General features: G+C 66.8%; 9 protein-coding genes. All 9 read right to left on the bottom strand.

What is annotated here, in order from left to right; all coding sequences use genetic code 11:
* Positions 1-52: 52 nt before the first annotated feature.
* The 9 genes from ASG92_RS12795 to ASG92_RS12835 all read right to left on the bottom strand — a co-directional run bounded on the left by ASG92_RS12795 (position 53) and on the right by ASG92_RS12835 (position 12717).
* A complete protein-coding gene (locus tag ASG92_RS12795; protein ID WP_056628841.1) occupies positions 53-850 on the bottom strand; it encodes a BTAD domain-containing putative transcriptional regulator in 798 nt (265 codons plus the stop codon).
* A complete protein-coding gene (locus tag ASG92_RS12800) occupies positions 847-1194 on the bottom strand; it encodes a hypothetical protein (RefSeq protein ID WP_157372211.1) in 348 nt (115 codons plus the stop codon). Before ASG92_RS12800 ends, ASG92_RS12795 begins: the two co-directional genes overlap by 4 nt.
* On the bottom strand, positions 1191-2906 hold the full coding sequence (locus tag ASG92_RS12805; protein ID WP_056628846.1) for a hypothetical protein: 1716 nt from the start codon (positions 2904-2906) through the stop codon (positions 1191-1193). The genes ASG92_RS12800 and ASG92_RS12805 overlap by 4 nt, the downstream gene beginning before the upstream one ends.
* Positions 2903-4306, bottom strand: a complete 1404-nt coding sequence (locus tag ASG92_RS12810; protein WP_157372212.1) for a hypothetical protein — start codon at positions 4304-4306, stop codon at positions 2903-2905. The genes ASG92_RS12805 and ASG92_RS12810 overlap by 4 nt, the downstream gene beginning before the upstream one ends.
* Positions 4290-6302 (bottom strand): ATP-binding protein, encoded by a 2013-nt coding sequence (locus ASG92_RS12815; RefSeq protein WP_056628853.1) that lies wholly within the window; start codon positions 6300-6302, stop codon positions 4290-4292. Before ASG92_RS12815 ends, ASG92_RS12810 begins: the two co-directional genes overlap by 17 nt.
* Positions 6295-7881, bottom strand: a complete 1587-nt coding sequence (locus tag ASG92_RS12820; protein WP_056628857.1) for a hypothetical protein — start codon at positions 7879-7881, stop codon at positions 6295-6297. Before ASG92_RS12820 ends, ASG92_RS12815 begins: the two co-directional genes overlap by 8 nt.
* 1 nt (position 7882) lies before the next feature.
* A complete protein-coding gene (locus tag ASG92_RS12825; RefSeq protein WP_056628860.1) occupies positions 7883-10054 on the bottom strand; it encodes a phage tail protein in 2172 nt (723 codons plus the stop codon).
* A gap of 103 nt (positions 10055-10157) precedes the next feature.
* Positions 10158-12314 (bottom strand): putative baseplate assembly protein, encoded by a 2157-nt coding sequence (locus ASG92_RS12830; RefSeq protein ID WP_056628862.1) that lies wholly within the window; start codon positions 12312-12314, stop codon positions 10158-10160.
* 7 nt (positions 12315-12321) lie between these two features.
* Positions 12322-12717, bottom strand: a complete 396-nt coding sequence (locus ASG92_RS12835) for a GPW/gp25 family protein (RefSeq protein WP_056628864.1) — start codon at positions 12715-12717, stop codon at positions 12322-12324.
* Positions 12718-12732: the final 15 nt, after the last annotated feature.

Raw genomic sequence — 12732 nt, forward strand, 5'->3', positions numbered from 1 at the left:
TGTAGAACACTTGCGTCCGGTGTCACAAACCTCTTCCGAGGATAAGGCGGATTCAGATGGCGACCTGTGGATCAGGTTGGCGTGCCACATAGACATGTGAGGGTTGGTGATCTCCGCGCTCGCTGGCCACTTTCGGATAGATTAGCTGTGCCAGCGCATTTGTAGGTTCGACCCCCAGTTCGCTGCGGGTCAATCTCCGGTAGGCGGTGAAGACCCGGTGGGCCTCGACCCAATTGCCCTCGGCGAGGTGGACCTCAATGAGGGCCCGCTGGGCGCTTTCACGCAGCGGTTCAATGTCCACGGCATAGAGCGCGGCTTCCACGGCATCGGCCAGTGCCCCCATGTGGACCAGTCTGTGGCTAAGGGCTTCCAACGCGTGCAGCACTCGTTGGCGCAGTCTCTCACGCTCCAGAATGATCCAGTCGTCGTACCAGCCGGGCAGCAGATTCAGCGCCTCGACGCCGCGCCGGATGAACTTGAAATCATCGGGTCCTGGGTCCTCCAGTAGCAGCCGGTCCGCCCACGCGCTGACTTCCTGGACGTCGACGCGGATGCCTTCGTACAACGTCAGCGCCCATTTGTCGGTGGTGAAGAGGTCGATTCCGGCCTTCTTCAGTCTCCAGAGCGCCGAACGGAGGTTGCCCTGCGCGCGGCACTCGTCACAGTAGGGCCAAAGGGTTCCGGCGATATGCCGTCGTTCAACGCGGCCGTGCTGGAGGGCTACGAAGGCGATGAGCCGTTTACTGCCTTCCGGAATTTCCAGCCTTTGGCCGCCGAGCTCGACATAGGGGCCGGCGAAGAGCCGGATGGTGGTTCCGCAGTTGGCCGGCGTTACGCTGTGCGTACTCATTTCCGCCCTCCCCGGCCTAAGTGCTCCCAGGTGTACGACCCTAAATGGCGCAGCGTCACTGAGGCGTTACCGGGCCCGGCATCCGGGTTGATGACAGGACTTTCCCTTTGATCGGCGTGGCCCCAGGGGTACTGGCGCAGGAATTCATCCACCGTCTGCAGCGCGTCCTCTATCCGCAGGCAGGTTTGGATGCGGGGGACTTCGTCGGAGCGCAAGTGGCGGTCCAGGTGGGATTGCATGGTGACGGTGACAACAGTGTGCTCGCGAAAGGGCTGCACGCGGATGATGCAGACACCGACGCCAAGTGCCTCGCCGGACATTCTCGGTGCTCCTTCGTCCGTCACGGGGTGGAGTCTTTGATCAGAATGGCCAGGGCTGGATCCCCGGCAGCAGCTGACAGTTTGGCTATGGCCGGAAGTTTCGGCAGGAGTGAGGCGGCCCGCGCCTTCATCACGTCGACGTCGTTCGGATCCGCTGTGAGACCAATGACGGCAACAGGTGTCTTCCCTTCGAGTAGGGACATGACCTCCTCGGTGGCCTGGTCAGGTCCGAAGCCGGTAAGCACGTCGGACCGGTCATAGTAGGTGAAGGCAGCCTTCTCGGTCCACATATGCGACCATTCCTTTGCCAGCTTGGTGGCCGTTGCTTCAAGATCGCCCTCAAACCTGTTTTCGGACTTTACGAAATAGACGCCCACCTTCTGTTCGGAATCTCCGGTGGAGGCGCCGTCGTCACGCTCCGGGGCTTCGGTTCTGGTCCGGCGGCGGCGTACAAAGGCGAGCCAGCCGTATGTTTCTGTCCTGACCGCGTCCAGATCTGCCTCGGCGGAGGGGATGTAGACGTCGATCAGCGCCTGATTTTCTGTTCGGGGGTTCAGCGGAATCCGGTCCAGATGCTGGGCCTCAGCCACTGCTGCCAGGGCGGCATCGGCACTCGAATGGATCAGTCTCAGTACGACATTGCCGCCGAAGAAGGCGGTTAGCGACTGCAGTGACCGTCCTTCCTCGCCCGGGTCCGCGATGAATCCAGCGGGGGGCAGCTCCGTGAAACCTGCTTGGTTCAGCGTCGAGCCCAGGCCCGCACTGAGCCCTGCCAGATACCCCGAGAGAAGATGCTCCGCCCGCTCTTCGCCGAGCCCCCGGATGGTTTCGCCGACTTCCTCGAACAGCCGCTTGATGGAGTCCTTGTCTGCGCGGCGGGATTCCAGGGAGGTCTCGGCCAACTGTGCCTGGAACTGGAGGATCTGGGCCATGAAGATGTTCCACTGCCGCATTCCCAGACGTGAGAGCAGCGCCCGGGGCGACACCGCGCCATCGATATCCCGCCGCGCGGCCCAGACATCAAGTACCCACTCGTTGCCCACCTTCATTAGCAGCGCCAATGGAACGCCTTTGGCCTCCGGTTTGGCCGGTGGGCCCTGTGCCCACGGCCGGGTCAACACCGGCGAAACCCTTCCGCTGTTGTCCCCGGGGGTCAGCCATGGCTCCAACATCCTGCGTTCGCGTTCGAAATAGTAGGAGGCGAGCCGGCTGCGGGCCGAAGCCGTGTCAAGGTCGTTCAAACCCGGGAAAGTCTCCGCACGCAGCCGGAAAAGTACTGTGTCCTGCTGCCAGGGCTGGATGGTGGCGCCGGGGCAGGAATCCTGGCAGATATTGCCGTAGCTGGGTTCACTTCCTTCGTAGAGCTGCGCCCCGGGCTCGGCCTCGAGTATCCAGTAGGAAGTGCCATCGCTGCTCAACAGCTCCAGGTCAAGAGTTGCCGCCTCGATGGACTGCAACGCGAAGCCCTGGGGATGGATGGCCAGGCCCGGCCCCACTTCGAGGGAGTCCGGCAACAGCCGGAGCGGAAAACCCCAGACGACGCCGGTCCCCGCCGACATTCCCGCGGACAGCGCGAGGGACCGGGCGTACTGCTGGATGGCTTCAAGGTGTGCGGCGCGGAGGAACAACCCGTCCGCAGCATGGAGGCCCCGGGCTGCTGCCCTGACGGTGCGGTGGGGCATGGCTTCCGCGTCCTTGCTGGCGGGGACACTACCTGCGGCCATCTTGGCGTTCATGACGCCGCCTCCTTCAGTCGAAGCTGATCAAGATTTGGAAAAGTCAGGACGGCGTCGCGGCCATCGTCCGACGGGCCGGCCCGGCGGCCGGAGACGCCGGCCAACGGCACCGCAGGGTCGGAACCGTAGACGGGCGTAGGTCCTGTTCCTTTGATGACAAGGCGGATGATGGCGTCGTCTGGGAGGGACCGGACGAGTTCCGCAATGATGGCCGGGCCTTCGGCGTCGTCGTATATGACGTTGGCGGTGTCCTCTTCCACCCACCCGTGCTCACCCAGCGTGCTGACCAGGACCGCGCGCGGCTGCACGGATCTGCGATGCAGAGGTTTCGTCACAGGGATGGTGAGGGTCCGTCCGTCCGGGCTGGCGGTTACCTTGTCGCCGATGACCTGCGGTGCTTCGCCCGTAACCGCGCCGGGCAGGTGCAAAAGCGCCGGGGCTTCGCCGCAGGTCAGCTCCTGGATGACCGACGACGGGACAAGAGTGTTCCGGTGTCCGTACAAGATCCGCAGGTTGAGAATCTCCGTTTGGACCCCGCTGTCCCGGACCTCGATCTCTATGCCAGCCAAAACGACTGCGTTGTCGTCGGAAACAGGGAAGAGCCTGAAGTGGTCCATGCACTTTCCGCAGTGCTGCCCTGTCGTGCAGTCAGGACCGGTCCCGCAGTCATGGCCCGGGCTCAAGGTGTCGAGTGCGGCCATTTCACGGAACTGGTCGCGCAGAGCGCGGGCCCGATTTGCCGGCTCCGCGGCGGCAACCTCCCGCCTGGCGTGCCACGCGTCCCTGGCTGCCTCCGCGATCGCGGAGTCACCTTCGGCAAGGGGGAGCAATCCCAGCAGCATCCGGACTCGAGGGAACTGCAGCGTTGGGGCAGGGCACGGACCGGGCCTGAGCTCAATACGGCAACTCTCCAGGATCCTGGAGTACTCATCATGACGTCGGGTCACATCGCAAGGGTCCACGAGAGTCGGAACAGGATCCGTCATGCAGGCCTCGAAACAGGCGTAAACACCTGCGTGAACGGTCCGGGTTTCACTCGTCACGCTGCTTCCGCTGTGATCGTCCAGCAAGTCCTCAAGATCCAGGCAATGGCTGTATTTCAGCAGAAGCTCATGGCCGCGCCCGTCGATGGCCAGTCCAGGGTCGACTTGCAACTTCCGGCCCGGGGCCTGGCGCATCCGGAATCCCCGCAGGACGCCCGTGCCGTGTAGGCGGGCGTTGTGCAGCATCATCTTGCCCCGGGGATTGCCGCCCATCACCTGGAAGTCCTTGGCGGTCAGCAGCATTCCGTAGGCCGCGTTGAGGGCGGTAAACGGATCGGCGGGAATGTTCCCTTGATCGTCGTCCGACGGAAGGTCCGGGCAGTGATTCATGGCGGACGGTTCATTCGTAATGGTCATGGTCTCTCCTCGGAGGTGATCCCGGGAATGGAAGGGCTGCCTTGGAATACTCGCGTCGGACGGCATCGAGCACGTGCTGCTGCTGAACTGCCGAGCCGCGGCCTGCCGCCACAAAAGACGCAGCAATCGCGGCATTGCGGATCCACCCACCAGGGACGGGGTAGAGCCGTGCCAGGGCATCGATATCGACGTCAGGCGCAAGGTGCCCGGCGGGCAGGTGGATGCTCCACAGGTCCTCCCTGCCACGCAAATCCGGGAGCGGAAAGTCCACGACGAAGTCCATCCGGCGAACAAAGGCGGCATCGATGTTGTGCCGCAGATTCGTTGCCAGGATGACGAGTCCATCGAACTGGTCCAGCCTCTGCAACAGGTAGGACGTTTCGAGATTCGCGTGCCGGTCGTGCGCATCCGAAACGTCGGTCCGTTTCGCGAACAGCGCGTCCGCCTCGTCCAGCAGCAGGACCGCCTGCGTCCGTTCGCCGACATCGAAAGCCGCCGCCAGGTTTTTCTCGGTTTCGCCGATCCATTTGGACACCACCTGGGAGACATCGACCAGGAGCAAATCAGTGCCGGCCGCCGTCGCCATCGCCTCCGCGGCCAGGGTTTTGCCGGTCCCCGGCGGGCCGGTGAACAGCAGTCGGGTGCCTCGGGCCGCTCGTGCGCTGTCCCGCATTCCCCAGTCGTCCAGGACCATGGACTGCAACTCCAGCCGGGCAACCGCGTCCCGTAACTGCCAGGCAGCCTCGGCGGGGACCACCAGGCGGGTCCACGGCACATTGGGTTCCGTGAGCCGGATTCCCGCCGGCAGCGTGACGCCGGACCGGGCCCGGATCAGATGGGGCACCGCCCCGGACTCGACGTCGGCGCCTTCCAATATCGCTTGGTCCCGTGCGTCCACGCCGATTTGCGCGGCCAGGGACGGGTCGACCGGATGGCGGGCGGCAAGCTGGGCGGCGTCGGCAGCCAGGTGGGGGAAAGCCGCGCTCCACGCCCGGCGGCGGTCCGCCTTCCCGACGCCGGTGGACGGCACGGGGAGGATGGGCCGCCGGGGATCGGCCACCAGTCCATTGCCCGCCGGGCAGAGAATGACCGGACCGGAGTAACCGGCCAGGGTGAGATTGAATTGAGGAGCGTCGGCCTGCGCGCCGTTCGGCAAGCTCTGCGCGGGCAACAGGATCGGCACGGCGCCCCGCAGAGCGCAATGGGCCAGAATCGGCCGAAGCGCGGCCGGGTCGGAGGGGTTGCAGCGCGCCGCAACAACGCGCACACCCGCGCGGCCAGCCAGCGCACACGCACGCCAGAGCGCGGCCTCGGTATCCCTTTCCTGGACCACCAGAGAACGCGGCGCCGGGTTCGACAGGGCCATGACGCAACGACGGACGCCGGGCAGCTCCAGCCAGCCTGACAGTCCGGCGAGAATGCCGGCCGTGTCGGGGAGGGGCACTCGTTCGATAGCGCCGGGCCACGCGTCAGTACCGTGCAGGGCCTCCCACAGCGACTCGCCGAGTCTGACCGGCCGCTCGAAAAAGGCATCGTCGCCCTGACAGGTCAAGATTCCTGAACTGGCAGCATTGCCGCTGCTCAGGACACACCGGATGAGGTTCCGGTCGCCGCCGGCGACGGCGAGGGCCGCCATCCCTGCTGTGGGCCACGGCGAATCGTGGGCACTCAGGTTTCGGAACGTCCTGGCCAGGCCCTCGTGCTCGTGGGGGAGACCCGCGAGGAGGACCAGTTCGACTTCCAGTTCCGTGAGGGCGAAGGCGCTGGCCAGCCGCTCCAGCGCCGGCACAGGCTGTGGCGTTCCAGCAGCCTCCGGTGAGGCGCAGGTATATTCGGCCCAGACGCGGAAGAACTGGCCCGGCCGCGTGGTCTCGCCGGTTTTGACTGAGATGTCGTCGAGCATGCCCGCCAGCGCCAGGGCAGTGCGTCCGGCGCGGGCCGAAAGCCCGTCATCGGCGGCGTCTGTGTTCCGTCCGGAGTTCCGCGTGCTATTCATAGTGGTACCTCACAACGCGTCCGAGCCAGGGAACCCAGCCGGGATCGAGGTCCAACCCGGCACGCCGGATGGCGGTGTCCACGGCCGCCATCGGAAAGGTGACCTCAATCCACCCGGATTCGGCGGCAATGTCTGCCCGACGCCGGGCGATCCCCTGCACCAACTGCCGTGCACGGGCAGGATCGAGGTTGGGCGACCCCATGGCGGCGGCTGTGGCAGCGTTCAGGCGCCGGGCATACGCGGACAGCAGCCCTGCCTCGGCGTGGCTGGCCGGGTCGTCGTGCGTTTCAGCGCCGCAGAGCGTTTGAACGGCGGAATCAGTGCCAGGCACTCCGCACGAACTCACCAGAATCCCTCGCAGTATCCAGCCGAACTGCCGCCCGGTGAGCAGCGGCTCGTCACAAAGGGGCGCGGGGATGCCGGCCATGGTGGCGGTGGTGATCAGGAAGAACAGTCCGCCCCACTCAGTGCGCAGGGCTGTCCCGGGGACTGGTCCGTTGCCGGCTGGGGGGCCGCTGTTCCGCTCCGGGTGGAGCCCTTCCTTCCCTGCAGCAGGGGGCTGAGCCGGAGGGTCGACGTCGGTCCGTCGGGCTGCAGCGGGTCCGGCGGCCGGCCGTGTGAAGTGACCTGTGGCTGGTTCGGACAGCGCGAGCGCCGCGGCCGACAGCGTCGGTAGCAGCGCGGCGGAGGAGAACGACGACGGCGACTGCTCGGCAAAGCACAGGACTGCCCACGCTGCCGCCGCGGGACCGGGGCGAACTCCAGCGTCCAGGAATGACCGGGCCAGCGATGACCTGCTGATGACCGTCGCCGCGTGCCGCCGGGCGGCTTCTGCTGGTGACGTTGCGGCGATGGAGGTTGAGTCGGAGCTCCTTGCTGGCCTCGGGATCCCGGGCGCTGCCTCGGTATTGCCGGTGAGGCCGGCGGCTGAGTGCGGGTCCGGTCCGCTGTGGGTCATCAGGCCGGTGCCGGGGTCGGATATCCAGCCGGCGAGCGCGTCGCTCCCGCCGGCGTCGAACCTGCGGAGAACGGCGGAGCCTAGTTCCTGCCATCCGCGCGTACCCAGGAGCCGGTGCACGGCGGCTGCCCCGACCAGCCGGACCGCCGTGGCAACCACCTCGACGAGGCATTCCGGCCGGGCAGTGAGGGCGGCCGCTGCTGCCGCGCCCGCTCGCCCTGCCTCGGAGTCCGGCCCGAAGAGGCCAAGTTGCCGCCAGGCCCACGACCGGTCGGAGTTGCCCCGGGCAAGCGAGGACAGCAAGTCCGTCAGCGCGTCGGCGGGTCCGCGGTAGTGGACGGCATCACCGGAGCCGACGGCGGCCGCCGCAGCGAATGCCACGGCGGCGGCCCAGTCGCTCTCCAGGGCGGAATCGGGCCGATCCGGATCCAACGTCAGCTTGAGATCCAGCCGGCGCAGGCACCAGTCGCCGGGCGGCAAGTCGAGTGCGTCCACGGCCGCTTCCAGCCTGACGGAGGTGGCGCCGGCGACAAGCCGGTCCAGGCGCCCTGCCAGCCGGTCGGCGTCTGCGGCGGACACTCGGGCGGTGGCGATCAGCCGGCCGATAGTTAGCAGCGTCATCTCAACCGCCACCTCCGGCCGCAGCATCCGCGGCGGACGGCGCGTCGGGCGCGGGGACAGTGATGGAGCCGTAGCCGATGACGGCATCGTCTCCGAGGCGGATATGGCTGACGGTCGCCGGACCCAGTACCGGGTGCTGTGCAGGATAGGAGGTCAGGCCAACCCGGAAGCCGCCCACTCGCATTCCCTCGTGGGTCTCGCACAGGGTGTAAAGCGTGTGGGCGGGCCGCTGGCTGTCCAGGATGAGTGCCGCCACTGCCCGCTGTTCTGTGCTAAGGGTGCCGGGAACAATGACGGTAAAGCGGTGGGCCGCGGCAGCAAAACTGGACTGGCCGCCGCGCCGCCCGCCCACCGAGAACCGGCCAAGGGCGCCGGTGCTCCGGCCGAGGGCTCCCACACCGGGGGACTCCGGACCGGCCGGATCCAGCCCGAGCACTGTGCCGCCGAGTCCGCGGGTTTGCCAGTTCTCGACGATGCTGGGCCGGTTGCCGAGGTAGAGCTCCAGGATCCGGGCCACGACGGCCAGCGTGCCGCGGTACCGGTACAGCTTGAACGTTTCCGCGATGAGCTGCCGGCGTGCTGCTTCAGGCCACCGGCGGTCCAATGCTAGGCCGGTGAAACTTGCCAGCCATGCCAGCGCCTCCTGGGGGACCGCGGCCGGGTCCACGAGCACATGCCTGTTGGCTGCCCGTTCATCGAGCTCGTGCAGCAGACCCTCGGCCGGTGCCAGCAGCCGCTGCAGGAAGTCTGCCTGGGCGGGATTGCGGGAGAACTGGCGCGGGAGGGCAGCGAGCAGATCGTGCCCGGGAACTTCTACCCTGATGGACTCAATTGCAGGAGCCACCCTGCCGGTGCCAGTGAGGGTCGCCTCGATCCACAGGTACCTCCCAGCGGGTGCCGTAACGGGCTGTTCGAAGGTCTCCGTTGGATCGTCGGCGGACCGCTGGTGCCAGGGCTGTTCGGAACCGTTGCGGCGCCGGTGCAGCGGGAAAGCCGGGGCAGCTGCGTACAACAAATCCCGTGGCGGGAATGGCGGGGTCAGGTCCGGGCGCGGCACGACGGCGTCGGCTGACACGCCGCGGACTGTGTTGCTGGCCGGTGCAGCGTCCAGGGGGCCGGCCAATTCGTCGTCGTCGGTGGTGAGGAACCGGAGGGCAACGCCGGTCTGGGCGGGGATGACGGCATCGAGGAAGAGCCGACCCCAGCGGGTCCCGTAGGCGCCCGAATCGAGCCGATAGCTCAGAACACGGCCTTCGCGGACAAACCGCGCCGCGCTGCCCGCCGTCCATCGTGTGGCCGCGGCGGAGCTGTAGGCAATCCGCCCCGAGGGCGAGACCGCAATGGCGCCGCCGTCGAAGCCGGGGGCGGTCAGCGGCTCCAGCTCAAGCCAGCCGCCGTCGCGCTCCAGAAATCGCAGGAACGGCCGGCCCGGTCCCCGGGCGACCAAAAGGCCGTGGCGGCCCGAGTTGTCGGTCCAGGCAACGATGTCAGTGGCACCATCGACCTCCAGCTCCCCGCCGCCGCCCGCCGGACGATCATGGCGGGCGATGTACCCGCGCCCGTCCGGCCGCCGCCACAGGATGTACTCTCCTGCCACCCGGACCGGACGCGCTTCCCGGGCGCAGCAGGGGACAAGCTCCTGATGGCGGGCCGGGCCGCAGCCAGCGTCCAGCACCACCAGCCGGTCAGGCCCGTGCAGCAGCACCAAAACCCCCTCGTTGCCCAGGGTGGCGTCGGCCGGGGTACCTGGTCCGGGGGAAACTGAATGCAGCGCCGTCCCTGAAACAAGATCGATCAGATGGACACGTGAGGCGCCCGGGTCGAGAACATAAAGCACCTGATCCTCGTCGATGACTACGGCGGTGGGACCCGTGTATTCGATGTCCAGGAAGGATGGCCGGACGGTGCCGGTTCCGGCGGCGCCGGGCCCCACCTTCCCCACGCTCACCCGGTTGCTGGTCGTGTCGGTGCGGTACAGGCGGCCCCAGCGGTCAAATGCCAGCCCAACTGCGGTGCTGCCGGCGGAGCTTCCGTCCCCGACCGGTGGGGCTGCCCGGAGGTCGGTCCACGCCAGGCCGACACCGCCGCCAGGCAACAGTGCCGTGCCCTGGTGGGCACAGCGCGCCCATTGATCAGCGTCGGCCAGGACCTTCACAGGCCTGGTGCGCATCATGGGCGGGACATCCCGTCCGAGGTTGGAATTCTCATCTGCCGCATGAGTCGATGGTGCCTGTGGCGCCGTCACCGCGCCGTCGCCGTGTGACCGTAGAGGGCAGTCAGCACACTTCCGGCGGCAGCGGAACCGGGAAACTTTCCGGGGGATCGGGTTCGTAGGTGCCGCCGGGAGGAAGCGGCTCGCCAGCAACTACAGTCAGGGAGACGATTTCCGGGACTTCCCACTTTTCCAGCTCCAACAGGTCTACCGGGACGGCGGATCCGGTGTCATCGACGGCGGCAAAGCGGAAGCCGGAGAGATACTCAACGCCTTCCACCTGCACCGCGACGGCCTCCAGCTCTGCAGCGCGCACCGCGCGTCCCATCGCCCATCCGCCGCCGTCTGGACCGTAGGGAGGAACCGGTGCAAGGTACTGCCGCACAATCAGCTCCACCCAGCGTCTGACGGCGTCCACCTGGAAGCCGGGTTTGACCGCAAGGCCAACGGAGATGGCAACTTTCCGGTAAGTGGGGGGAATGACATACAGCTCCGTGGTCAGAAGACGGCGCGGATTCAGATAGGCCGCCACCTGCCTGAGCAACCCAAGGTCCGGCATCGGTGCCGCCGGAGTGGACGTATCCGAGGCCGGAAAGACCACCAGACTGACCACACCCGCCGCCTCGACGGCTGGGGTGTCGGGCTGCATCAAGGGGATAGGCTCTGCCCTGACGACCCCGGGCACTTCCAGCGCCAGGGCGCGGAAATCATCGGCTGTGACGGCACGGTCCCGCCGGTGCACGCTGATCGGAACGGCGTCAAGCGCTTCGGCGAGGCTGGCCGGGTCCGCACCGCCAGTGGCGGGCAGCGGGTTGGTGACTTTGGCTGCTCCACCGCCGGCAAGAGTGGTGATGGCTCCGGCCGCGACGTTTCCGGTCGTTCCGCCGCCATGGACGTAGGACTGCACCCGGATGCGCTCTCCGATTTGTGGCACACGAGGGCCTCCGAACTCCACTAGGGCCTCAGCGTAGTCGAGCACGAAGTGCCGGTCGTCGTGGGTTCCCGCCACCGCGCGGTCCGTCTCCGTCCAGTCCCGCCACACGGATTGTTCCTCCACCTGGAGCTTCACCGTTCCCGGCAGTACGGGCCCCTGGCTGAGGGGAAAGTGCTGGTTCGGATCGCCGGTGCCGGTACCGAGAAATTCAGGTGCAGCGGTCCGGCTGTGGCTCACCTCGGCGGCGTTGAGGCCAAGCCAGCGGATACGGCCGATGGAGTCGTTCCGGCGGGCGGTGCGGGGGCGGGTCACCCGGATCCAGGCGATAACTTCTGCGGCCATGGCGTCGTCGTTGAGTGGCGGCGGGCTGTCTTCTCCGCCGTCGGCCCATTCCGCCGGGGTCGGGACAATGAGTTTTTCCGGTAGCTGCAGTTCGATGACACCGGTCGTGGTCAGGCCGCGGGTAGTGTCGGATCCAACCATGAGTGGCGTGAATGCCGATTTGGAGTCCCGGGCACGCGGCGGCAGCCAAAGACTCCAGAGCATGGGCGGCGGATCGGCGGCCAGCGCGTGCGAGCGGAAAACTTCGGCGTGTCCGGCGTCGATGTCCTGCAAGGCGAAGGGGGTATCGATCTTCTCGTCGAACGCGATCCCGATGAAAACGCTCCGGCCGGAGAGGGCCGTCAGACTGGTTCTGGGCTTGCGGAGTACCCCGATCCATACGGCCCGGTCCGCGGTCGCCGCCGGGTCAAGGGGAACGGCGCTCGCCGCGGACTCGGCACTGAGCACACGAGAGGTGTAAAACGATGCCGCGTCGACGTCCAGCCCCAAGCGGGCAAGCGCGTCCTGCCGGCGCTCCCGTTCAGCCTTCGAAGCCGCTTCCCTTGACGCCAGTTCCTTCCCAACGGCCACGACATCAAGCGGCCAGACATGCAAATCGGACTGGGTCTCAAAGACGATCTTCCCGGCGCTGGCCTGGGAATGACGCGGTATGGTGACGCCGTCCGGACGGTCGGTGGAAGCGGTGACGAGTGTCCGGGCACACGTGGCCGGCCGCGGCTCGAGCCCCAGCAGCCGCAGGAAATGGACCTTCGTGCTTTCCGGTATCTGGTTGAACCGGTACAGCGTGGACTCACCGAGGTAGGCGAACAGTTCCAGCAGTGCAATGCCCGGATCGCTCTCATTGTGGTTGGTCCATTCGGGGGTGTAGCTGGCAATCCGCTGGACCAGCTCATCCCGGAGCTGCTGGTAGCTACGGTCGTCCAGAATGGGAGAAATCAGTGCCATGGGCCAGCTACTTCAGATAGAACGGATAGACCAGATTGTCCGGGCGCAGGTCGCCCAGCCGCTGATAGGCGATTTCGATCCATACCAACGAGGGTTCCTCACCGGCCGTCACGGCAACGTTCGTTAGCCGGATCCGGGGCTCCCAGGTGGAAAGCGCCGCCGCGATCTCCTCACGCATGGCTGTCCGCGTGGCGAGCGTGTTGGGCTCCATGATGTAGCGGCGCAGGCCGCAGCCGAAACCCGGCAGCATGATGCGCTCGCCGGGGTCCGTGTCCAGGATGGTGGCAATGGACTGACGGACAAGTTCCATGCCGCCGACTGTGGGCAGCTTGCCCATCAGGGTTTCCGGCCGCAGCGGGAAGCCGAAGCCTGTACCGAGCCATTGATCAACGATTGTCGCCATACGTAAATCTTCGAC

This window comes from Arthrobacter sp. Soil736 (genome assembly GCF_001428005.1).
Classification (GTDB): domain Bacteria; phylum Actinomycetota; class Actinomycetes; order Actinomycetales; family Micrococcaceae; genus Arthrobacter.